17 protein-coding genes and 2 pseudogenes are annotated in these 23965 nt (G+C 56.9%); 8 read left to right on the forward strand and 11 right to left on the reverse strand.

What is annotated here, in order from left to right; translation table 11 throughout:
* Positions 1 to 190: 190 nt before the first annotated feature.
* Complete coding sequence (locus tag QA645_RS39250) at positions 191 to 1471, reverse strand: dicarboxylate/amino acid:cation symporter (RefSeq protein ID WP_283046372.1); 1281 nt, start codon at positions 1469 to 1471, stop codon at positions 191 to 193.
* Between the two features lie 40 nt (positions 1472 to 1511).
* Positions 1512 to 2372, reverse strand: a complete 861-nt coding sequence (locus QA645_RS39255) for an electron transfer flavoprotein subunit beta/FixA family protein (protein ID WP_283046373.1) — start codon at positions 2370 to 2372, stop codon at positions 1512 to 1514.
* A 1431-nt stretch (positions 2373 to 3803) separates the two neighbouring features.
* Between QA645_RS39255 and QA645_RS39260 the strand changes: the two genes are divergently transcribed.
* Positions 3804 to 3986, forward strand: coding sequence for a hypothetical protein (locus tag QA645_RS39260; RefSeq protein ID WP_283046374.1), 183 nt, complete (start codon positions 3804 to 3806; stop codon positions 3984 to 3986).
* Between the two features lie 546 nt (positions 3987 to 4532).
* On the opposite strand, the pseudogene QA645_RS39265 reads toward QA645_RS39260, so the two are convergent.
* Both QA645_RS39265 and QA645_RS39270 read right to left on the reverse strand, forming a co-directional pair.
* A pseudogene (locus tag QA645_RS39265) lies at positions 4533 to 4781 on the reverse strand (hypothetical protein); the annotation flags it as partial.
* Between the two features lie 27 nt (positions 4782 to 4808).
* Complete coding sequence (locus QA645_RS39270; RefSeq protein ID WP_061849665.1) at positions 4809 to 5009, reverse strand: hypothetical protein; 201 nt, start codon at positions 5007 to 5009, stop codon at positions 4809 to 4811.
* Between the two features lie 693 nt (positions 5010 to 5702).
* Here QA645_RS39270 and gmd point away from each other — a divergent pair.
* The 3 genes from gmd to QA645_RS39285 all read left to right on the forward strand — a co-directional run bounded on the left by gmd (position 5703) and on the right by QA645_RS39285 (position 9247).
* Positions 5703 to 6788, forward strand: a complete 1086-nt coding sequence (gmd, locus tag QA645_RS39275) for a GDP-mannose 4,6-dehydratase (RefSeq protein ID WP_283046375.1) — start codon at positions 5703 to 5705, stop codon at positions 6786 to 6788.
* A complete protein-coding gene (locus tag QA645_RS39280; RefSeq protein WP_283046376.1) occupies positions 6769 to 7716 on the forward strand; it encodes a GDP-L-fucose synthase in 948 nt (315 codons plus the stop codon). The genes gmd and QA645_RS39280 overlap by 20 nt, the downstream gene beginning before the upstream one ends.
* A gap of 1048 nt (positions 7717 to 8764) precedes the next feature.
* Positions 8765 to 9247 carry a MarR family transcriptional regulator gene (locus tag QA645_RS39285; RefSeq protein ID WP_283046377.1) on the forward strand — a complete coding sequence of 161 codons (483 nt, stop codon included), beginning with the start codon at positions 8765 to 8767 and terminating at the stop codon, positions 9245 to 9247.
* A 376-nt stretch (positions 9248 to 9623) separates the two neighbouring features.
* Here QA645_RS39285 and QA645_RS39290 read toward each other — a convergent pair whose 3' ends face one another.
* The 4 genes from QA645_RS39290 to QA645_RS39305 form a co-directional block, all read right to left on the reverse strand.
* Complete coding sequence (locus QA645_RS39290; protein WP_283046378.1) at positions 9624 to 10496, reverse strand: hypothetical protein; 873 nt, start codon at positions 10494 to 10496, stop codon at positions 9624 to 9626.
* 768 nt (positions 10497 to 11264) lie between these two features.
* Entirely contained in the window at positions 11265 to 11471 is a 207-nt protein-coding gene (locus QA645_RS39295) for a cold-shock protein (RefSeq protein WP_061849669.1), read from the reverse strand.
* A 521-nt stretch (positions 11472 to 11992) separates the two neighbouring features.
* Positions 11993 to 12838: a hypothetical protein gene (locus tag QA645_RS39300; RefSeq protein WP_283046379.1), complete on the reverse strand. Its 846-nt coding sequence runs from the start codon at positions 12836 to 12838 to the stop codon at positions 11993 to 11995.
* A gap of 142 nt (positions 12839 to 12980) precedes the next feature.
* The gene (locus tag QA645_RS39305) at positions 12981 to 13697 is read right to left on the reverse strand and encodes a toll/interleukin-1 receptor domain-containing protein (protein ID WP_283046380.1); all 717 of its coding nucleotides are present in this window, start codon (positions 13695 to 13697) and stop codon (positions 12981 to 12983) included.
* 870 nt (positions 13698 to 14567) lie between these two features.
* On the opposite strand from QA645_RS39305, the gene QA645_RS39310 reads away from it, so the two are divergent.
* Positions 14568 to 15803 carry a diaminopropionate ammonia-lyase gene (locus tag QA645_RS39310; protein ID WP_283046381.1) on the forward strand — a complete coding sequence of 412 codons (1236 nt, stop codon included), beginning with the start codon at positions 14568 to 14570 and terminating at the stop codon, positions 15801 to 15803.
* 605 nt (positions 15804 to 16408) lie between these two features.
* On the opposite strand, the gene sfnG is transcribed toward QA645_RS39310, so the two are convergent.
* Positions 16409 to 17515: a dimethylsulfone monooxygenase SfnG gene (sfnG, locus tag QA645_RS39315; RefSeq protein ID WP_283046382.1), complete on the reverse strand. Its 1107-nt coding sequence runs from the start codon at positions 17513 to 17515 to the stop codon at positions 16409 to 16411.
* 1208 nt (positions 17516 to 18723) lie between these two features.
* Here sfnG and QA645_RS39320 point away from each other — a divergent pair.
* Positions 18724 to 19311 carry a GNAT family N-acetyltransferase gene (locus QA645_RS39320; protein WP_283046383.1) on the forward strand — a complete coding sequence of 196 codons (588 nt, stop codon included), beginning with the start codon at positions 18724 to 18726 and terminating at the stop codon, positions 19309 to 19311.
* 175 nt (positions 19312 to 19486) lie between these two features.
* On the opposite strand, the gene QA645_RS39325 is transcribed toward QA645_RS39320, so the two are convergent.
* Positions 19487 to 20185 carry a lytic polysaccharide monooxygenase gene (locus QA645_RS39325; RefSeq protein WP_283046384.1) on the reverse strand — a complete coding sequence of 233 codons (699 nt, stop codon included), beginning with the start codon at positions 20183 to 20185 and terminating at the stop codon, positions 19487 to 19489.
* Positions 20186 to 21385: 1200 nt separating this feature from the next.
* On the opposite strand from QA645_RS39325, the gene QA645_RS39330 reads away from it, so the two are divergent.
* Positions 21386 to 21547: a hypothetical protein gene (locus tag QA645_RS39330; protein WP_283046385.1), complete on the forward strand. Its 162-nt coding sequence runs from the start codon at positions 21386 to 21388 to the stop codon at positions 21545 to 21547.
* A 488-nt stretch (positions 21548 to 22035) separates the two neighbouring features.
* Here the strand turns inward: QA645_RS39330 and QA645_RS39335 are convergent, their stop codons facing one another.
* A complete protein-coding gene (locus QA645_RS39335; RefSeq protein WP_283046386.1) occupies positions 22036 to 22239 on the reverse strand; it encodes a hypothetical protein in 204 nt (67 codons plus the stop codon).
* Positions 22240 to 23781: 1542 nt separating this feature from the next.
* Here QA645_RS39335 and QA645_RS39340 point away from each other — a divergent pair.
* Positions 23782 to 23932, forward strand: a pseudogene (locus QA645_RS39340) (5-deoxy-glucuronate isomerase); the annotation flags it as partial.
* Positions 23933 to 23965: the final 33 nt, after the last annotated feature.

A 23965-nucleotide genomic window follows, 5' to 3' on the forward strand; every position in this document is an offset into this window, starting at 1 on the left:
CGGTTGCGGCTAGCGGCCGATGTCCGCTACAAGAAAGCGGCTATGTCCGGCTTTCGAAAATCCGTTGGCATCTTGGTTTGGCAGCGAAATTCGAATCGGTGGGTGACCCTCCGGTCATGCCCAGTTCGTCAGCCGCCCGGATTGCCGTCTCGTGCCCTTTTGTTATCCCAATGTTCGATGCGTAACGCCCCTAATCTAACCTGATTTCCTGATGCTTTTGGGATCGATTTTGGCAGCGCCCGTTTAGCTTCTTGCGGTCGAGTTCGCCTTCCCACCAGGCAACGATCACGCAGGCCACGCCGTTGCCGCAGAGATTGGTCAGCGCGCGGCATTCGCTCATGAATTTATCGATGCCGAGCACGATCGCCATGCCGGGCACGAGCCGCGGATCGACCACCGCCAGTGTCGCGGCGAGCGTGATGAAGCCCGCCCCGGTGATGCCGGATGCCCCCTTTGAGGTCAGCATGGCCACGACCAGAATTGTCATCTGCTGACCTAAGGTCAGATCGAAGCCGAGCGCTTGCGCGATGAACAGCGTCGCGAGCGTCATGTAGATGTTGGTGCCGTCCAGGTTGAACGAATAACCCGTGGGCACCACGAGGCCGACCACCGACTTCGAGCAGCCGAGCCGTTCGAGCTTCTCCATCAAGGACGGCAGCGCGCTCTCGGACGACGAAGTGCCGAGCACGATCAGCAGCTCGTCCTTGATGTAGGCCAGGAACTTGAAGATCGAAAACCCGGCGAACCGCGCGATGCTGCCGAGCACAACGAACACGAACAGTGCGGCAGTGAGGTAGAACGTCGCGATCAGACCTATCAGGTTGAGAATCGCGCCGGTACCGAATTTGCCAATCGTATATGCCATCGCGCCGAACGCCCCGATCGGCGCTGCCCGCATCACAATCGAGATGACGCCGAACACAGCATGGGCGGCATCATCGATGAAGTTGCGGATGGTGTGGCCGCGCTCGCCGAGCCCCATGATGGCGAAGCCGAACAGCACGGAGAACAGCAGCACCTGCAAGATCTCGCCCTGCGCGAAGGCGCCGACCACGGTGTCAGGAATGATGTGCAGGATGAAGTCGACGCTCTTCTGTCCCTCGGCCTGCTTGGCGTAGTTGGCGACCGCATTCGCGCTCGCCGCGGCGCTGCCGAAGCCTGCGCCGGGCTTGACGAGATTGCCGACGAGAAGCCCGATCAGGAGCGCGAAGGTCGAGACAATCTCGAAATAGACCAGCGCCTTGACGCCGATGCGACCGACCTTCTTGGCGTCCTGAATATGGGCGATGCCGGAGACGACGGTGCAGAAGATAATCGGGGCGATCACCATCTTGATCAGCTTGACGAAACCGTCGCCCATTGCCTTGACCCAGTCGTTGGTGGCGACGGAGGGCCATAGCCAGCCGACGACGGTGCCCGCCACGATGGCGATTAGCACCTGGGCATACAGGATCTTGTACCAAGGCTTCATGGGCGACACAACGACGCGAAAGTCGAAAGAGATTTCAGGCTCAGCACTCCGAGCTCACGTCGGAAGCGTACGCCAGGGCTGAAAGTTCAGTTTCAAGATTCGGCCGGTGCTTGAAAATTGCGTCGATTAATGCCGACACGGGTTGATCGGCACCCTCGACCAGCATTGCCTTCTCCTCGCGCTTGGAGGGGGCGAAAACGCGTTTGACGATAGTCGGCGAGCCCTTAAGACCACATTTCGAGATGTCTGCAATGCCCGCATCATGAGCATTCCATTTTACGATGTCAGTACGTGCGGCGCGCAGCGCATCGATCATTCCACCTCGCCGGATCTCGTTCGTCGCCTCCAGCATGGTGATGAGACATGGAAGCTTTGTACGCAGCACTTGTACGCCGCCTTCCGAACGTCGCTCCACCTCGATTGCGCGGGCCTCGAGATCCAGGCTCGTGATCTGGGCGACGTAAGTGAGCTGAACTACGCTAAGCCGCTTGGCAATACCGGGCCCAACCTGCGCGGTGTCGCCATCGATCGTCTGCTTACCAGCGAATATGAGGTCTGGCGGGCCGTACTCTTCTCCGATCTTATGAATGGCCGCCGCTAGCGCATAAGTCGTCGCCAGCGTATCAGCGCCTGCGAAAACACGATCGGTGAGCAACACAGCGCGGTCTGCACCAAAGGTCAGCGCTTTTCGCAGCGAATCTTCGGCGGCTGGAGGGCCCATCGTCAGAACAGTGATCTCGCCGCCAAACTTATCGCGTAGCTCCATGGCGGCCTCGAGCGCAAACAAATCGAAAGGATTGACGATTGTCGGTACGCCCTGGCGCATAATGGTGTTCGTTACGGGATGGACCCGAATCTGCGCGGAGTCCGGAACCTGCTTTATGCAGACGACGATGTGCATCGGCTATTTCTCCAATAGCTGTGAGGAATTGGGATAAAATGCCAGATCTCAGACCGGGAGACGGACATCCCGGATCAGACGTTGGATTGGCGCTGTCTAAGCGAAGGCCAGGCTTGGTGGCAGCAACGCAACAATGCCGACGATACGTAGCAGACCGGACAATGGTCTTCGCATGTGGAGGCCCGTATGCAACAAGCGATACTGCGGCCGATACTGCGGCTGCGTTTGGTCCAGGCGTTTCATTCGACTATCCCTTCGGGCGGCCTTCAATCTTAGGCCGTCTCAAGTTTTTGTATTGCCGCCACGCCGATGCGAGTCTCTGACTCACAGAGCTGAACAGGGCGGGCCTGACGGACGAGCAGGGGTGCGCCGGCCCGCCCCTGCATCACCAGGCTCGGTGGCGATGCTACGTTGAACAAAGCAAGTAGCGTGCCGCATCGCTGCTTTGTCGAGCAATTCGCACGAGCATCCTCAAGGGGCAGCTTTTCTGAGCATCAAGTCATTCGAATTGTCACCAAGCCAACAACTGGCTGCGGTCTCCCACGTAGGTTTGGCAACAGCCTGGCACCCCGGCAATCGTCTACCCGCAACTTTTCAATCAGAAATGCTTGCTGCTTTTCGAATCAGCTCGTGTGCCGGCGGCCACCAAGGAGCAATTCTTGTCCTCAATAGCGACGTGCCGTCCATGCAGATTTTCCCAAGCGGTGGGCCCGGACTGCGCAGCAATCCGAGCCCATAGCCTCAGCAACCCGAGAGGGACGGTTGTTCGGCTACATATGCACCGTAGATGGAGACGCTCTTAATGCGCATTGATGTCGCTCAAGAGCTGCGTGTCGGCAAGCTGGGTAGGCAAACATCATATCGCAAATAGCGGCCGACCGGTGATCGTGCAACAGGATGCCGCGAGCGATTCAGGATTGTGCCTGCGCCCGAATTGTCGTTGGACAACTTTTCACGAACGATTTGGGGAATTGAATCGTACGTGACGTCAAGTTGTAGGGATGGTTCAACGAAGTCGCTTTCTCGGTTAAGTCCGCGACTCTCAGCTCTATAGCAACGCTAACGACGCGCCGCTTCCCCGGGGACCGCAAAGCAAATGATGCTGACAAGGATTGGACACTTGGGCTTTTCCGACCGGGTGAACTCGTCTGCATAGTTGGATTTTCCTTAGCCCGTCGTGTGGGCGTTCGCCTGATCCTGCTTTCCTGTTTGTCCCGAGTATCGACCGCGGTGGGCTCACACTGATCCGTCAGCCCTCCAATCAAACCTAGAGGGCTAGGCGCTGTATCGATGACAACGCGCAATCAGCCCTCCGTGGAGCGAACCCAACGCTCAACCTCAAGACGACCGCTCGAGCGCAGACGCAGGATGCCCAACAGGCAGCTGGAGATACGATGGCTACATTTGCACGCCTGGTTGAACGGAGCACGTATGGAAGCCATTGATTTATTCGTAGTCGTCATGGCCGGTATGAGCTTGGGTGGCTTGGCTGCTGCCATCGCACGCGAGACGTCCGAGCGTGAGTCGTATTGCTGGGAATACCTCGCGCTGTGGGCCGCCTCAATCGCTCTGCTATGCTTCATCGTTCGCATAATGGGCGCGGCTGAGGCTTGATCGAGAAATCCAAGTAGGGTGCGATCGCATGAACACGCCCCGAACCCAACAGGAATACTTGACGCGAGAGGCGCCGCGAATCGCTCCCCAGTCCTGATAGTGGCGTTTTCACGCGCATTTCGATGCAAGACGGGCGCAGAGTCTCGGTCAGAGCGTTGAGTAGATCCGAGAACGTTGGTCGACTCTCTAGGTAGTAAGGCCCGAGCGCGCAGCCAAAAAAGGCGGCCGGACACCGCACAGGTCGGATCATTCGATGGTTTCGGTTGCTTTTCTTAACTGTCGCATCAGGCAATTCCGACGGCCTCTGTAGAGACCGCAAAACTGAGCGCTACACCATCCCCCGTCAGCGGGAAGGACAAGGCGCGGCGACCTATCGGGGCCGAAAGCATAAGCAGAGAGCATAGAACTGAGACATTAGGACGCAACTTTCCCACGTGGCTGAATTTAGCGTTCACACCACCGGCTCGAATTTTTCTATTCGTGATCGGTCTCTCCTTGCTCGGAGCCGGATTCGTTCGTTTCCGGCGGAAGCTGCGCAGCGACGTGTCGCGCCTCCATCAGATCGAGGACGGCACGGCCCTCGTCAGTGATACGCCAGCCACCGTTCGTCCGTTCAATGAGTTTATGGGAAAAAATATCAAGGCTAGGGACGCGGGCGGCCATTCTCGCCGTGCGTTCGGCCCACTCTGGACCGCTCGTCGCTAGAATCGCCATGTCGCGCTTAAGCTCCGCCATCGATGCGAAGCCGCTCGGATAACTCACAAGGATCTTTAGGACGGTAACTTGGAAATTCACCTGAGTGAGACATCATATTGTCCGCACCTACCGCCACATGGTCGGTGCTTCGCGAAGCGCTTCGACGCCGATCTGTTTGAGGCGGCTGGGCGTCTTTTCACCTCTAGTGGCGGCTTCGAGAAGCCTAGCGGCAACATGTGCGCGGACGCCTGTTTCATAGCGGGAAATGCTCGCGCAGACCTCGTCGAGGACAGCGCGCAGAAGCTCGGCGGTAGCGGCATCCAACATTGGAGATCCCCCTCCCCCTCATGACCACGATAATCAGATCGCGGGGTCCGAAATTCAAGTGGGATTAGATCACGACATCGCTTCTACTACTGCTTGATCCACGCCTGGCCCCCAACTTCTTATGCGAATCACGCGAGCGACACGCTGCTCCCGTCGCCTTCGCCGCTTCGCCGCCTCATTCTCTCTAGCTACCGGCAGAGAGGCGCGTGCAAAAGGTTGGAGGTCTCGCTGGATGGTAGGCAAAGACTTCCAATTGGATTGATGCAAGGGGTCCTGCATCGGCGCATTATTTCCGCGCCTGATTGCCTTTTTCGACGGATTTCGTTGGCTCGCTCTGACCGTGATCCTCACGATATCGATCTATCTTTTTAGCTATGGAGATTGCGGCGCCGAGCTAACAGTGGTGACGAGCCTGCGATTGCCGATAGGGGTAGAAACGGGAGAGCGCCTACGGCCGGGCGGCACGCTCGTGGCGACTGTGACGAAACTTTGGCATGGCCAAACACTACGAAGCGGCTACAAGCTCGGCAAAAACGTCGTAAGCGTCTATACTAGCGTATACTGTCCTTCGGCAGCCTTTTGTTTATTACCGCGTCGGTTTTGCCTCTCGAACAGAGTCCCGGCCGGATACGTACGACCGGTTGGTGAGCGTGGGGACGGAAAACTGATCAGTTCGTTTGCATAGGGTAGAATTTGACTGACGAGAACTCTCAACAGCGGGTCGCGCTGATTACGGGCGTGACCGGGCAGGATGGCGCCTATCTCTCCGAATATCTACTGTCGCTCGGCTATGTCGTGCATGGCATCAAGCGGCGGTCATCTTCCTTCAACACCGCGCGCGTCGATCATCTCTATCAGGACCGGCATGCCGGCAATGTGCCGTTTCTGATGCACTACGGCGACATGACCGATTCGACCAACTTGATCCGCTTGGTCCAGCAGATTAGGCCGACCGAGATCTACAATCTGGCCGCGCAGAGCCATGTCGGCGTTAGCTTTGAAAGCCCAGAATATACCGCAAACGCTGACGCGATCGGTGTGCTGCGCCTGCTCGAGGCGATCCGGATTCTTGGTCTGGAAAAGGAGACGCGCTTCTACCAGGCGTCCACATCCGAGCTTTACGGCCTGGTTCAGGAAGTCCCCCAGAAGGAGAGCACTCCGTTTTATCCACGCTCGCCCTATGGTGTGGCAAAGCTTTACGGCTATTGGATCACGGTGAACTACCGCGAAGCCTATGGCATGTTCGCAAGTAACGGTATTCTGTTCAATCACGAAAGCCCAATTCGCGGCGAGACCTTTGTTACCCGCAAAATCACTCGCGCCGTTGCGCGCATTGAGGTCGGCCTTGAGGATACGCTTTATCTTGGCAACCTCGAAGCCAAGCGCGACTGGGGGCATGCACGCGACTACGTCGAAGGCATGCACATGATCCTGCAGGCGAAAAAGCCCGATGATTTCGTGCTCGCAACCGGCGAGACGCGGTCGGTGCGGGAGATGGTCGAGCTCGCCTTTGCGGAGGTTGGTCATCGCATCGAATGGCGTGGCATGGGCGTAGAGGAAACTGGCATCCATACCAAGAGCGGCAAGACTGTGGTCAGGATCGACCCGACCTATTTCCGGCCGACGGAGGTTGATCTTCTCATAGGAGACGCCAGCAAGGCGCGCGAACAGCTTGGCTGGAAGCCAAAGCGCAGCTTTGCGCAACTGGTGAAGGAGATGGTCGCGAGCGATCTTGCCGAGGCGAAACGGGAAGCGGAAAATGGCAAGCGCACCGTTTGAGCTGAAAGGGAAGACAGTCTATTTGGCCGGCCACCGCGGCATGGTCGGCAGCGCGCTCGCGCGTCGGCTTGCACAGGAGGAGGTGCGGCTCGTCACCGTGGAGCGAAACGAGATCGATCTGCGCGACCAGGCGAAGGTGTTCGGCTGGTTCGCCAAGACGCGGCCACAGGTGATATTTTTGGCTGCCGCCAAGGTTGGTGGCATCGTCGCCAACAACGCGCTGCGCGCCGAATTTCTGTACGACAACATCGCGATCGCCACGAACGTCATCCATGCCGCGCATCTGAATGGGGTGGAAAAGCTGATGTTCCTTGGCTCATCCTGCATCTATCCAAAGCTGGCGCCGCAGCCCTTGCGCGAGGATTCGGTGCTGACCGGCCCGCTCGAGCCGACCAACGAGCCCTACGCGATCGCCAAGATCGCCGGCATCAAGATGGTGGAAGCCTACCGCCGTCAGCACGGAAGCGACTTCATCAGCGTGATGCCGAGCAACCTCTACGGTCCCGGCGACAACTATCACTCCGAATATAGCCATGTGGTCGCAGCTCTGATCCGCCGCTTTCATGAAGCCAAGGTCTCTGGTGCAAAACGCGTCCTGGTGTGGGGCACCGGCACACCATGTCGCGAATTTCTCTATGTCGACGACATGGCGGATGCCTGCGTCCACCTCATGAAGACCTATTCGGGCGCGGAGCTCATCAATATAGGAACCGGCAAAGACATAACGATTGCAGAATTCGCCCGGCTTGTGGCGGAGATTGTTGGCTATGAAGGCGAGATCGCGTTCGATGCCTCTCGCCCCGACGGTACGCCGCGTAAGTTGCTCGACGTCAGCCGTCTCGCAGAGCTGGGCTGGCACGCGAAAACTTCCCTGAAGGACGGTATCCAGCAGGCTTACCACGCCTTTCTGACATTAGGCGAGGACTGAAGATGATTGCGCCTAAGGGCTCGTCTTCGGCGTTCGCTTCCGCAACTCTTTTTGGCATACCGCGATCCTCCGCTGCTGGTAAGCGGTCAGGTCATTGCGATTCTGATCGCAGACTGAGGTAACCTCTCGAATAACGATTTCTCGGAGCGCGACCCGACGAGATCTGAGCCGTCAACGCAGCCAATTTTGTGCCACGCACTTGGCCTGCGACTCTATGCGCAATCGCGATAAACGTGTGCATTGCGATAGTGACGTTACACCAGATCACTCAGACGATCGAGTGAGGCTTCCTGTCTCCGCGCAACGATCTCGCCTGCTTGGAAAGAGCCTCCCAACGCACTCGCTGGCTCCTGATCATCACGGTAGACTAGAGCTGAACGGACAAAGCCGGCGTCACCATTCAAGCTGTGCCTTTGCTGGATGCGCGGGAACCTACGAGCCCAACAAATCGCCACACGACGGGCAAGATTCCCGAGCGGCCGCAGCACGACCTGCGCCGCATGCCTTCACCCTAGCCTTGTTAAGGGATAAGTCGCTGCGCAGCTTATATTTTAGAAACGCGTCATGTCCTAAGGATGACAACGATTAGAACGCGCAGCCGTTGTCAGCATGCTCGTCGGAGACTTGAAGCAAAATCTATCAAGTAAGGTCATTCTCTTGAACTGCTGTTCGCAGACAGCAGCCGGCTGAAGCATAGAAATTTCGCCAGAACTTGCCGCACGGCAAACTCAAGATCAGCTGGCATATCGGAATTCACGCGTCTCGATAAGGGCAATATTATTCTATCGCAAGACGATCCAGTGGACGAAGCCAGTTGGGCGGATAAGTACATCGGCAGGAGGACAACGGCCGCCCCAAGTACGTTTACACACAGAGTTGACATCTGTTCGATATCCAACGTCAATGCACTCTGAGATCAATTGCACGTCTCAATTGTTTTTGATGCGAGTGTGTTGTGTGAGCTCTTTTTTTGGTGGCCCAACAAGGATACTTACGTTTCTGCCGGAGTGCGCATATCGGCCAACCTGAGCTGCCGGGGAAAACAAACATGCAAGTGAAAGAACAACTCGATAGAGCCGTCAATGACTTCATCTGGAATATCGTCGAGGTCCATTCCCAACTCGAGGAAATACACAAGAGTTGGGCCCAGCTACTAGGCATAACGCAGGCGCAGTGGCTGATCTTGATGGCCATCGACGAACTCGATGAAGGCAACGGGGTCTCTGGAACAGCGGTTGCGAATAAGCTCCGAATTCATCCCGCCTTCGTTACCAACCAAACAAAGAGACTCGAAACAATGGAGCTCCTCTCTCGCGTGACCTCGCCCGAAGATGCGAGATACTTGCGGATATCACTGACCCCAAAGGCGCAGGCGGAAGTCAGGAAGCTGTCAATCAAAAGACAATCCCTCAACTCCACCATGCTCGAAGGACTCGACGAGGAGGCTCTTCACTACGTCAACAAACGGCTAGTGCTAATCGCCAGAAATAGCCGGTTGGCATCTCAAAAGCTCAGCATCGGGATTTTGTAAATTACGTCCTGTGCAAGCATTACAGCTCGATTGCTTGGCACCGCTTGGACTCCTGGAGACCCTTGCGCTGCCCCGCAATCTCATGACGGCACGAAGCGTCACGCGAGCATAGCGTGGCAGCGCAATTGATTTGGCAGGCTCAAGGGTTAATGACCTAAGCGACCTTCTACAAGCGGCATGAGCTTGTTCCGGCTATCAGCGGCCATGCACGTCGAGGCCATAGTCAAATTGCGGCAAGTTTGGTTGCAAGACAAATTCAGCGGCGAGCTCAATGGCGGCTGCTGGCCTGAGATTTGGAACAGAAATTGATGAGACGCCGTCTACGGCATGATCGCCATAGTGCCGCGAATCACAAAGGCTTCCGCTATCGTGCAACTTAACAATTGCTCGAGGGCGAATTCAGCACAAGCTTATGCTCAAGCCACCCGAAGATGCGGTCGTCGGCCGTCAGAAAATTTTCGACCTCGTCTCCGTCCGTCGTGATCATCCTCGGTATGGCCAACTGCAGATCTGGGGTGTCATCGACTAGTAGTTTCATCGCTTCCGCAGCACTGACGATACCGCGCCCACCGGCCACCACGAGAACTGGGCATCTCAGTCGCCGGACCACTCGCAAGCGACGGGCTGAGACCACTTCTTCGTCGGGTGCATCTGCAGTTCGAGTAAGCCAGTCGACCGACGCCAACGAGCGAGCTAGGTTCCAGAGACCGCCATCACAGACAGCGGCAGCGACACGATCGTCAAATACGGCGAGGTCGGTTGCCAGGGGAGCGGACAACCCGTCTCCGTAGACGCCAATGCGAGTAGCATCAACGTCAGACCGGGTTGATAAATAGTCCATACAGCAAGACATGAACATGTCCGATTGACTGCGTCGAGTGTCTGACAGGTCATCATGAGCGATCACCAGGACGGACATGCCTCTATCCATCACGACGGGCAAAATCCTTCCGAGCAGTATCGTTGCGGTTTCCTCTTCCGTGCTGATGCAAAGGATTGCTGGGGCGTTTGTATTCGGACCGCAAGCGGACAAGTAGTAGGCTGGGATTTCAAAGTGATCGCAGCAATTAATTTGTACTCGTTCGATCTTCTGGTTCAGCGTTCCCAATTTTTGAATGACGGCGTTGATCCTGCCCGAAATGCCTGCGGTTCCCGAAGCGTCGTCATAAGCTAATCGCCTGGCAACTTCAAAGGCGATTAGGGCGCATAGCGAATCTTCTGCCGCCTCATCGCGGTGCCCCTTCTGCATATTCGTATCACCAAGAAGGCGGTGGGCGTCCCCAATATTAGCCCATCTTACAGCCCATTCACTTCGGCTTATGGTTGTGCAAGCGGCTTCGAGATTGTTGAGGAACGCGGCCGCACCCCACCGCGTCGATGAAAGATCGCCCCTCACCTGAGGCCAAGCAGCGCCGTCCATCCCATTTGCCCCTTGTGCGGATCATAATGGATAGCCGGTTCTCTAGCGCCAGCTTAGCTCCACGCGTCGCACAAGGTACCTTTGCAACGCATGAGAAACTTCGCTTTCTTATGCGTTGTTTCGCCGAAATTCTGCCTTCGCTCGCGAGAGCGCGCATTTTTTCCTCCCACCGAGCGTCGGCCTACCGCCTCTCGAATCGATCCGAGGCTCGATAACCTTGAGCGGGCCTAGCAACTGCTTTCACTAAAGTGCCAGACGCATGAAATTTGGCGCCATTGCCGCGCGAGCGCCACTACAAAAGCGCAGCTAATGCGCGAGTTAGTTAAGATAATGGAGCGGCTGAAAGTCACATTGTTGATGCGCTCGAGAGTTCTCGGCGAGACTGCCCTTGGAAGGCTCTCGCTCCTGTTCGTTAGGGCCCCGACATTCGTACCAAAGCAAGCGCCCAGAATGCTTCAACGTAGCGTTTGATGACGCACTCACGCAATTCGTCTTGTCTATTCAGGGCACGGAGGCTCACGGCGCCAGACAAGAAAACGGCCTCAGCGGCTCCGAGGGGATATGCTAAGGCCGTACCAATGTTTCGCGCGAACAAGACTATCCAAGTCCAAGATTTTCCGCGGAGATTTTGCCAGAACGTCCGGCTCTTATCTCGTAGCTGATCCTTGCACCCTCTGCCAGCTCGGTATAGCCGGCCTTTTCAACGGCCCGAACGTGCACGAAGACATCGGCGCCGCCATCGTCAGGCTTGATGAAGCCGTAGCCCTTAGTAGGGCTGAACCATTTCACAGTACCTATTGCCACGAAAGTAACTCCGAATTGAACGCGGGGGATATAGCCAGAGTTCCTCTCCGTATCAAGGTCATCTGCAGTGTGTGGTAGCCGGAGCCCACTCTACGAATTCTAAAGCCGCCCTATTTCGCGCGCGTTGCTCGGGATCATAGCGGTCGCAGAACTCAAAATGACGATCAATATCGACGAAGCAACTCGGGAAGCAAGGTGCTGCGGCTGTCTCCTTCGCCGACATCGAGACGCCCGAGTGGAAGGTGCTCACCTATCCAAATCCCACCGGGCCTCATCGTACTCATCGGAACGGAAGTCGCATACGGAATGTAATTTAGTCCGCAACAAAGACTGCGAGGCTATCGGACAGCATCGTAAGCAGCTACTTGCACCGGCGTCTGGGGGCCGAGCGCTTGGTCGTGCTCAATGAGCGGATCTTGACCGGCTTTCACGCAACACCTCGCAAGGAACGCCGCCTGGCGGCAACCGCGCACGAGCATCATCTGACGGCGGCTAGAGCGCCGCTTCCTTTCAATTGAGCTTCACTCCAGAGAGGACGCCAACACGTCCCACGGTGTGATAAGGCGCTGGAGCGGCTGCGATTTTTGCCTGAGGCCCGTCACAAACGCTTCACCCGGATGTACTTTAGTAAAGCGCGGTTCCTTCTCATGAGCTGTCACGCGCTGAGGCTCTTTCGATTTCGAACAAGTGTGACGATGGCGTACCGGCGCGTCCGTTGACCACACGCACGATCTCCTCGAAGAACGCGGATAAATCGTTCGGTCGGGTCTTTCATCACGCCGACTTTGCGAGCGCCTGCGAGGGTAGCACCGAACTCTTCCACTCGTCCAAGATTCATGGACTCCGATCACGAGATGCAACTTTCTTGGAAATGCTCCGCCAGCGACCTGATCGCCTCGGGCAGAGCCAAACCACTGACGGGTTCTTCCCAGAAAGGTCGCCGCCCGAGCCGTGCCGACGTACGGGTCCTTATCGAACAGGTCTGGAAGTCGATCGGCCAGGCCATCGATAAAGAACACGGCCTCGAACTCTAGGCCATTGATGTGCTGCACGTCGAAGACTCGGATGTCCTTGTCCTGTCCGACGCTCTGCCCACGAGCGCAAGCGACGGCGCTAAGGCTGCGATCTGCAAGGGCCGCGCCGCGTTCTCTTGCAAGAGGCTCGACGCCTTCTTCCATGCAACCATGGACGGCCATTGATGGCATAGTTCCCGTAAGGCGATCGATTCCCCCGATTCGCGCGGCGAGCCACTCAGCCAATCGAACCTGATCCGATACTCCCTTCAGCAAAGCGGGTTTGTTTCCTTCATTGACGACATCTTCGGGAAGAGCCGTCCTTTCTGCACCGGGGTTGAAAATCAGAGCCATCCTGTAGGCCAGCTTGTTCACTGCTGCGTGTGGCGGTAACTGCTTCTTGAAAACTCAAACCGTTAGTCCGAAGTTTGGGGCCAGGCATTGTTATTCAAGGACATGCAGCGATGTGCTCCAAATCCAAACCCCGGCGATAGAGCTAGAGGGCTACCAGATCGGCGAGCTTGGCCGCGACGTCAACCATTGACTCTTCCGCAGTGTCGAGGCCGGTTCGCGAGGCGAGCATAGGGCTGACTTCCCGGAGTGCTTCATACGTCGTCTCATGCACAACGGGAACGAGACGCGCACCGGCCAGGAGTGCCGAAAGTTCTTTGTCGGCGATGCCTTCTTTTGGGAGGCGTTGCAGCAACGCAGGGGTCACTAATACGATCCCAATCCGCGAGTTCGCTAGGCCCTTGTCGATGGCGCGAAGTAATGGCACGCCGAGGCCAACGTCCTTTTCGCTGAACCATACCTTGACACCGCGTGCCTCAAGCAGGTCGTGCAATTGCTTAGCTGCCCCTTGCCGGTCGTCCCACGCATGGCAAAGAAAGACGTCCCGAAGATCAAGGAACGCCTGCTTTTCGACGGCCTCGCGAACCGGCGTGAGCTCCCGCACCTCGGTCGGCGTGTACATCACGGGCGAACCGGGTCGCGACCATCGCGCTCTTGCGCGGCTGCCAGACCCGCCGCCGTTACTTCGGTCGCCCCCGCTGCTCCCCGACGCGGAGTAGGACGGCGTGGCGTACGATGGCGAGTAAGAGGGGGTATAGGACGGGTGCGTCCTGAAGCCGCCATAGCGGCCACCACATGCTGGGCAGTCCGCTGCTGCGCTCGCTGTGCGATGGCCCCTTACTGGTGCTGTGCATCTAGCCATGATGTCCTCTCACCGTCCGCCGCGAGTCGACAAGGCGTAGCCCATGCCCGGAGCGGTAGTCGGAGGAAGTGGTTCGCCCTGGGTAAGGTGCGCTCCTCTCCGGTCCGTCCGCCACGGGCGGCCGACTCGCTCGTATTGTCCTGATCGTTGGGCTTCTTCACCCGGTGTAAATGTCTTGGCCATGCGCCTCTCCTAACGAGAGCCGGGATTGACCGCGGGCAACGACCAGAAGAACATCAGGTCGCCTTACCAGGCCTATCCCATGACGGCTCTCGACCACATGGGGTGGGTTTGAAGCCGTCAGGTCCGATCCACCTGGCGGCTTCGACGTTCAGGTGCACATTTTGTGAGAAGCTCGCCCGTCCGCTGCTTCAGCCATGAGAGAGTTTTCTTACCGCCTCTGATCAAGTCAATTCAGCTCATGACCATTCGGCCGCATTATGTGCATTCCGGGCAAGCGGTCCGCCTCGCCGGATCGCGCTAGTAGTTCGCTCCCGAGCCGCATCAGGTTGTATTGTAGCCAAAGCCATTGCTGCAGATCGCTCTTGCTATGCCGAAACAACGACTCGGCACGCGGGCGATATGGAGTCCGTAGAAATGGCTGGCCATGTTCCGCTCCTTGCCGCTGCGGGACTGAGATCGGCCGTTCTTGCCGACCCCAAACTACTGTGCCTAGCCCTGCATGGTAGCGGTTGATTGATACTGATTAATGCAATGAATTGCGCATGGACGCCCAAATTCGGCGCCCGAGACGCTTTTTAGATGAATTTCACCAGCCGATTTCCGGCTTCTGCTGCTGGTGAAGCCAATTACTTTGTCATCGCGATGTAATAATCCATAAAGACGTGCCAACGAGCGGAGATTTGAACTATGTTTCTACCCAACTCTCACGCCGATCATCGCACTTTCCTCCATGCTTCAGACGCCGACATGCTGAGCGTCGAAGCCGCTCGCGAGGTCGAGCGGTTTCTCAGGCGTCGCGATGGACACAAGGAAACTCCACTGGTTTCTTTGGCGGGCCTTGCTCGTGACATCGGAGTTGGTTCGATCCATCTCAAGGATGAAGGTCATCGTCTCGGCCTTGGAAGTTTCAAAGCGCTAGGCGGTTCTTATGCTGTGATCCGCCTGGTGCTTGAGGAAGCAGCTCGTCAGCTCGGTCGCAATGTTGAGCTGTCCGAATTGCATGGACCTGACGTTCAGGCCGTCGCGCGAAGCATGACGGTCTGCTGTGCCACGGACGGCAACCACGGCAGATCAGTTGCTTACGGCGCCCAGCTAGTTACGGCGAAGTGCGCCATTTTTGTTCATTCAGGCGTGAGCAACGAGCGCGTCGCCGCTATTGCTCGCTTTGGCGCGCAGATGATCCGCGTCGAGGGCAACTATGACGACTCGGTAGCTGAGGCAGCCAGAGTAGCGGCGAAAAACAGATGGATTACGGTGTCTGACACGTCCTGGCCCGGTTACGAGCGCATCCCGGGGCTCGTGATGCAGGGATACACTGCTCTATTGAGTGAGGCTCTGCGCCAATTGCGTGAACCTCCTACTCATGTCTTCATTCAGGCTGGCGTGGGTGGGCTTGCCGGTGCGATTGCCGGACATTTTTCCGTCCTGTTCGGCAACGATCGGCCGTTCTTCACCGTTGTCGACCCCTCACGGGCGGCGTGCCTCCTCGAAAGCGCGCAGGCGGGGCATCCTGTCAAAGTGGATTCCGGGCAATCCACCGTGATGGCAATGCTCGAATGCTACGAACCCTCCCTCATCGCGTGGCGTATCCTTTCGCGCACAGCGGACGCTTTCATGACGGTCGACGATGAAGACGCAATCAGCGTCATGAAGCGGTTGGCAAATCCGAACGATGGCGATCCGGCTGTTGTTGCTGGCGAAAGCGGTGGTGTTGGCCTTGCAGCGTTACTGAAGGCTGCCTCCAATCCGATCCTGCGCGCCAAGATTGGTCTTGGACCGAATGCACGAGTTTTTCTGATCAACACCGAGGGTGCGACCGATCCCAGCCTTTATGAAGAGTTGGTTGGCACAGCGCCTGCGCAAGTGACTGCGAAGCACGATAGAGCTGACGACAACAGGTCGATGGATGAAGCTCGCTCGTGAGCTTTTAACGAACCGAGATAAATGATGACCGATTCTAGACCGCGGCAACGATCGCCGCGTTATCGCTCCATATTGTCCCGAGCTCTCCTCCCCTTGCACCCTGCTTATTCCACTTTGGGTGTCTGCGCAGCGATGGATTCGAGAATAGAGGTCGAAGTTGTGTGCCAGCTTGGCTGGTACCCATGGTCAGTCTTTCCTTTTCCGCGAGTTCAAGCAACGGCGTGCGTCAGCCCTTTCTTTCTGGAGGAGCTTGCGGTGAGCCGCCGAAATAAAGCGCCTTAAATGCCGTCGCGGTTGCGCAAGGCGATTGTTGCGCTGGAAGAGACACCATGGTCCGCTCTCAAGGCCGACTGCATGAACCGAAAAGCGTAGCGCGACCGTCGAATTCTGTTCAGCTAACGGGATCGAGAGGGTCTACTCTTTACGAGTTGGCGAGCCCCCTCGCAAAGGGCCGGGCATATGAGCGCAACACGATCCGTCCGGCCCACTTAACTCGCTACGTTCGCGCCTCGAGGCACGGACACTTTGGTTGGGGGCGGCCTCATCCAGACGAAGCGTACTCGCTTCAGTCACAATCTCAGTCACTTGGCCGCCTCTCCTTCCACCTACTCAGCAGCCTCAGCGCGCACGGATTGGTTCGCCTCGAGTTCGCGGACCAGCGGGATCACATGCTTACCGAAATCTTCGACCTCTTCCTGGAAATGGAGGAAGCCGAGCAGGATCAGATCGGCACCAGCCTGTTTGAGCTCGATGATGCGTTCGGCGACCTGTTGCGGGGTCCCGATCAGATTCGAGCGGAAGCCATCGTTGTATTGAACGAGGTCCTGAAATGTGGATTTGGCCCAATTGCCCTCGCGCTCGGGGCTGGCACTGCCAGCATTCTGGACCTCATGATGGAAGCCGCGCACCGCATCCGGGATCGCTTTGTCAATGATCTCTTGTAAAACCTCCTTCGCCTCGCTTTCCGTCTGTCGGACGATACCGAAAGCATTAATTCCAATCTTGGTACGCCAGCTTTTGCCGAAAGCCTTTTCTTTCGTCCTGATGTCATCGACCTGGGTCTTTAGGCCATCTGGCGTATTACCATTGGTGAAGTACCAGTCGGACACGCGAGCAGCCATGTCACGAGCCGCCCGCGATGAACCGCCCTGAAAGATCTCCGGCAGCGGATCGAGCGGCTTTGGCTTGAGCGAATAGTCGTTGAACCGATAGTAGTCGCCCTTCAACGTGAACTTTTCCTCGGTCCAAGTCCCGCGAAGCGCGTTGATGAATTCCTCCGAGCGGCGGTAACGCTCGTCATGATCCAGCCAAGGCTCGCCGATCGCGTGGAATTCGCCGCGAAACCACCCTGAGACGATGTTGACCGCAACGCGCGCATTGGTGAGTTGACTGATCGTCGCAATCTGCTTTGCGGCCAGCGCCGGGTTCCAAGGCCCAGGAAGAAGCGCAGCGATAACCTTGAGCCTCTCGGTTGCGGCAAGGAGCGCGTGGGAAAAGCTGACGGACTCGTGCTGATTGTCGGCGCCATAACCGGCGGTGAATCGGATCTGACTCAGAGCATAGTCGAAGCCGGCTTTCTCGGCGATCTGAGCAAGCTTGCGATTGTAATCGATGTCCCAGCTGGTTCGCTGTTCAATCGAAGAAATCACGAGGCCGCCCGATACGTTCGGCACCCAGTAAGCGAATCTGATCGGATTGTTGTTCACAGTCATCTTGTTTGTCCCTCAAGAGTTAGGCTTGCGCGGAGAAAAGCGACAATCTGAGACAGGCAACGCCGAGCCGTCGCGCTCGGCAAGACGGGGCTCACGTGCTATTCACGTCCGTCGTTTAAGCTATTGGTTCGGGAGCACTACAATCCTCGGACATAATCCGAGCGCGCGCATTACAATGGCGTCAACACGAGGACGCCCAAACGCAGCGGCAAGCTGCGGACTTCGTCAAATCACTCGCTTGGTCGACAATGCTGTTGCGCATCAAGAGCGTCCCTGGCCGGCATCATTGCCTGACTATCCTCGCAAAGAACTTGCGCCCGCGCGAGTCGAAGACGAACTATTTTTCCGACCGTTGAGATAATCCAATTTTGTAATTCTCCATTCGACGCGACGTTTATTGCGAAGAGAAGCTCAGATTGGATGAAAGGCGACAATCTTGTCTCTATGCTCGCGATCAGCTTTTGTCGGAAGGGATAGCTCGCGTCTCTCACCAGATCGAGGTTCGTCTATCTAGTCGCCCTTACGCTTCATCCAGATTGTGCCGGCCCTCGAGGCTCGGCATCGCCAGCACGACATCGATAAGGATCAGGCTTGCTAATTCCTGATCAAGCGCCACTTATGTCAAAAATGCCTGGGCTCGAACATGCAAAGGATGGCCTCACCGAGGCGCGCAGTTGGCACGCGTTTTGATAGAGAGACCTCATCCGGAATAGACCACTGGAGTCCAGGTGTTATCGAAGGTCATTGCGTATCTGCGACCTCCACGTACGAGGCTCGCTAACTGCCCGGCGAATACCGGAACACGATTCAGGCGCAGCTGTTCCTACCAAGCGTCGGCCCGCGATATCCTCTCATCGCAAACTCGAAAACGTCCGTGTCTCTCGCTACGAGCGATTGGGGCGGCCGACGCTCTATCGATACGAGAGGCCAGCCTACTTTCGGAAGTGCGTTCTCAAGTTGACGCTCCTAGACCCACGAAGCACCTAAGCTCGCCAAGAAATTTCAGTTCAAGGGTTAAACCCGCTGACGAGCTTTTGTCTCGCCGGGTCGTTAGCGCAAGTCTGAGAAAAGACAAGAGCTCGAAACGGAAAACGAGATGAAGCGGACGAAACCTCCATTAGCGCACCCTTCTGCGCCGTTCAGAGGCACGTGTCGTGCGTTCTAGCATTGCAACTCTGGCGCCCAAATAGAGACCTGGAACAGAAGTCATGACAGCGGAGACTGACATCAAATCGGCGTCCTCGAAAATGCAGGCAACCACCGTCTGGACACTTGTGCTCGGCTTTGCCGCTGACCCATTGGCTCGATGGAGCTGGCCTGATTCAGACCAATATCTTACGATCATGCCTCAGTTCGTTAAGGCCTGTGGTGGACGAGCATTCGAGCATGGCACGGCATACGTGACGGGAGGAGTTCGAGCCGCGGCGCTCTGGCTGCCACCCGGCGTGGAGCAAGATGAGGAGGCACTCGACGCAATTATGGCTCGATCCCTGCGCCCGGAGATCACCGAAGCTATGGCACAGATACGGCTGGGAATGGCCGAACATCATCCACCCGAGCCACATTGGTATCTGCCGCTCATTGCCGCCGATCCGAACTGGGTCGGACACGGGCTTGGCAGATTGCTAATGGAACACGCTCTTAAACGATGTGATTCGGAGGGTACCACCGCCTATCTCGAAAGCTCAAATCCGGAGAACATTTCCTTTTACGAGCGCCACGGCTTCGAGGTCATTGGTGAGATACAGTATGGTGATTCGCCCTCGCTAACGCCAATGTTGCGGACAGCCCATTGAGTGGCATACGCACACATTTCCCGAATGAGGGCTGGCGGTAGCCTGAGCGTCCCGTCGAAGTCAGCTTCAATCGCCGTTTCCTTTGCTCGAAAAGGCTGCCCGTGGTGGATCCGTGCAGGTCGGCGAAGCGTTTGCTGAACCTCGGCGGCGACAGGCGCCTGTCGCGCCGTCAATCCTAGTGACTGGAGCTCGACGACTTCGGTTCCTCAAACGTCGCGTCAACGATTTGATAAAACGCCATCGGGCTGTTGGCGATCTCCCACACCGCCAAAATAATGTGATAGCCGGTGCGTTTTGGCAGGTCGCAGATATGAACGGTAGGCTCCTGGGGCATCAGTTTGGCATTCGGATCCCAAAACGGCTGGCCAGGATTCTGAATCGTGCAGAACGGCTTCACTTCGAACTGCGCGCGCGTAAGCGGAGAAGACGAATTCCAGTCGACCCGTGTAATGAAGTAGTTCCAACGCCGTGTCGGTCGAGCCGTAGCGTATTCCCACTTGAATTTTTGCTTCGCTCCTGAGTGTAGCCGAACTTTCTCCCAGCGCGTCGGTGTCTGCTCATCGAGCAAGGGTACATCGCCGCTCACGCTGCTGCCGGCGATGTGACCGTCCGTTGGTGGCGCCGCGTTCTGCACATCGGTCGCCGCAGTTTGGTCTAACATCTCTCCCCTCATCGCGGGAAAGAACTTGCCGCTTTCCATCGCGTTTGCCCTCCGCAAATCAACTGGGCAGTCTTTGTTACTATGTTCGACACACAGCACAACGCGTGAAGCCGGTTCGGTGAGACGTCCCTGTGCGTACGCCTCCGCAACAGCGAGCAGCGATACTGCGGCACTGAAGCGCGCACTGGGCCAGTGCCGGAATACATACCTCATGGTTCTCCTCACAATGTCCGATTGACTCTTGAAGAAGGGCCGCCAAATCGATTCAGACGTCCGTCACCAGGCAGGCGGACGCGGCAGGTTGCTAGGCAAGGCGGTCGCCGCCCGTGCTGCTTCTTCCACGCGCCCGCCGCGATTTCGAGAGCGCCTGGCGAGCCGAACCCAGCTATCTGGCCTCCGAACATTGTCCGATGACCACACGCGTGCTGGTTAGTTAGGTTGTACGACGGCGGCGGGCCGATGGTTCAAATGACCTCTCTTTCACATGGGAACGCTTAATCTGCTCTCCTTCACACCTCATCAGAGTTCAAGTCTCCTACGATGTCATAGCACTTGGGTGTCATGACGCGCGCCAGCATGCATCTGGCTCAACAAGAAGCCAGCGGTATCGAACTCCGCCAAGCCGACCGCCTTGCAGACGCGTAGATATGGAAGCCAATTGGTTGGAGACGACTGCGGTGCAGCGATGGAGACGGCATAGCTTCAATCGGCCGGACCAAGTTGATAATGCAGCATTTCTGGCATCGAGTTTGATCCGATTGAGAAAACTTCATTTGAATTCGTCGGACAGGCGTCCGCGATGTGCTTGCTTCTTTGCAATTGATGTGCCGTTCGAGAGAGCTGCTTTGCGCCTGCTCTAAGAGCGGCAACCGACATTTCATGCCGCGCCGAACGTATTTTTGTCGGGCTGGCGGCAATGTGTCGCCAAGCCAACATTGAGCAGGGAAACGCCGTAACGATTCACTCGCGGGGATGGCTCGGTTCCTGCATGGCGGCAGTGATCATGTAGTGAGCGCCCTCTGAACAAACAGTTTTCGGTAGCTGCGGCAATAAATCCGGAAGTCCCACGCGATGCGCAAGCCGTCTATTGCTGCTGTTGTAGTGCTCATCTCATCCCACGCTATTGCAAATGTCGATTTGATGATGGCGGCTAGACAGATTTTCAAGCCGTTCCTCCCTGCTGTCCCCGCGATTAAAGATAATCCTGTCACTGCCCAGAAAGTCGAGCTGGGCAAAATGTTGTTATATGCGTCAGGTCGATCGTCTCTACTGTCTAAATCGGGCGCTCGTGCTGCGTTTTCAGCGACCGCAAGCTCATTGCTTTGCTTCCTGGCTCATGGAAGTAGCAGCATTGGATCAAGATAAGGAATAGGCAGCATCCGCGATAGATTGCGAGCTGTACACGGAGGTCAGATGACTACGGTTATAAAGAATCTGCTTGCCCGAAAGCAGAAGCTCATCGAACAACTTGATTCTACCCAGGACGTTCGGCAGCGCGAAGAGATCGAGCAACAGCTTGAAAAGATAAGAACCGCCCTCGATTTTCTCGATCCGCCTAAGAAGGTGAGCGAGTGAACCGCAAGACCAAAGCCCAGCGGCCCGTGATTTGGATTTCCAGCGAGGGCTTCATTCTGATCGTGGCCGCGGCGCCTTGGCAGCCATCAATTCTCCCGATAGGCCATATGCTTGCCGACCCAGCTGACACGCGTGCAGCCAACGTCGGCTGCAGATGCCAGTACCAGGACTAACTTGCTGCGGCGACATCAAACTGAATGCAAGCGTTTGGCTGCGGCGGTTCCGCAGGGCACTAAGCTCCACACACCGGACATTACCCGTCCTGGTTCACCCAAGGCGAAGTCGTCGCGCCGATATACTAGGCGCGGCGCTTTGCTTGTTTGAAAAGCGCTATTGCGCGAGACGCTGTCCGCAGCTGCCCATATTGCTTCAGGATCGCGTTACTCGCCCTTGTCGATCCCTGGTCAACCCGGGAAGGGAGTGGAAGGCAAGGAGCGACGGGGCCGCTGCAAGTTGCTCGGCTCAACTCAATGGTCGGAGGGCGCCAATCATTCTGGCGCGATCGTCGCAAGTCCAGCTTCGATAACTGAGATTTCTTGGGTTACCTGCTCGGCAATTGGCCCTGGATCGATGCCGGTGACGCTTCTTAGTTGCCTCAGCAGCTCGCGCCGATGCGGAAGAAGGTCCTCTAGCGCCCCACGATCCCTCAGCCTGACATAGCCGTTGACGATCAACTCAACCGAAAGCGTCATCTATCTCTCAAACAAGCAGTTGCTTTAAATGGCCCATTTATCACATCACGACAGTAGCATGCAGCACTGCAACACTGCACGCCGAAAACCATAATCGGTAACGCTAATGGGCAAAGCTCGTTGTCGCCAGCATCAACCGCGGCCATCCTGATGAGCCGCCGAGGAGCCGATGTTTCGCGTAGCCGGCTCCTTCGCGGCAAGGGGCCGCCGCTTCGACGAGCGGCGGCCCCGCCGGGGCGAGCACCGTTCCAGAGCGGCGACCAGATGACAGAACCCGCGCCACTTTATCATTCGCGACTTCTCTGTCGATGGTGTTGGCATACGGCTCAACGCAAGGAAGCAACTTCACTCTCCCTCGAAAATCAACCGCAGGTCGGCTTTGGTGGCCGTTCTCGGCATCACGCGAGGTCCAAACGATTCGACCTGCAATCACCAGGCCGTAACGCGCGGCCTCCCCACGCTCCCTCCGTGCTTAAACCGAGGGAGGTCTTTCAGATTTAGACGGTTCTGCGGAACACGCCACTGTATTGATCCACGAGATTGTGGCTACCCCGACCTCTATCCAGCACGAAGCCGCAGTCAGCAGGGCCGCTAACCCAACTGGAAAAGCATCCTTCCTATCATGTCCAAGGAAGGCACGCGGAGTATGGAAAAGAAGGGGAAGGTCTTTTAAGCGACAGCGCTGATAGCAATCGTAGCCGCAATATTCTCTACGCGTGACAACATCTCGCAGGTAACCAGGACCTAACGACCGAGAACAGGCGGTACAGCTTTGCTCGCCGTGCGGGGTCCGGTGATTCACGAGAATGAACTTCATAGCATGGGCTCGTTAGTGTACTCCGTGCGGTCTTGAGAGTTTGGCGTTCAAGGTCCGAAGGCGCGCCAATTCTCGTTCCGGCCGCAATCACATGCGGCTTCGGCGATAGCGGTGGATATTTTCCGACTGTCTCGCAGACAAATGACTATGCCCGGTAACGCAGTCGTGGAGCATCCGAAACGAAGAATGCAAACGCCTTTGAGGTCTATGTGATACACGGCACGTGTTAGGCCGCTCGCGACCAGTGAAGCCACTTTTGATCGGCCTCCCGACGCGCCCTGGACCGATCGACGCATTTCTTGGAGCAAAGGGCCATTCGCCAGCAATAGTAGCGGATCAGACCGAACCGGCCACCGCAGACCGCACAGCCGTTTGCCGAACCATGCTCCGAATTCTGGAAGCCATTACGCATTCTCGCCTCCTGTAGGCGTATTGGTGGATACCTTCCCGCGTTATTTCTTCGGCGCAGCACTACGCGCAGCACGCGCGACTCTGGCACTAGTCAAGCTGCCGGGCCGTACGGAGGAGATCAGGTTCGACAGCGTATGATGTGGAAGCAACCGCTCCATTTGAGGGGCTCTACCGAGGTCACTGACTATAAAGGCAATCCAATTGTGATTACTGCAATCCGGAGGGGAGTTGGGCCGAAATCCTGCGGACGGAAAATGATTCCCAACGGATTTTAGCTTAAGATGGCCGATCGCAACCATTTTGCACTCCGCCACGGTTTCAGAGTCCAGCGCTTCTACACCGAGGACCAGCAGCTTGCGGCGAACATGGCTGTTTCCGGGGCGACGTCGTACGGTGCCGCGCGGCCATCATCCTTGCGGGATGCCCTACGGCTTGAATGTCATGGCCGGCCTCCTGCGCAAATGGTTTGGTCGAGTGGATTGCTGGCGACGCATAAGA

It is taken from the genome of Bradyrhizobium sp. CIAT3101 (assembly GCF_029714945.1).
Lineage (GTDB): Bacteria > Pseudomonadota > Alphaproteobacteria > Rhizobiales > Xanthobacteraceae > Bradyrhizobium.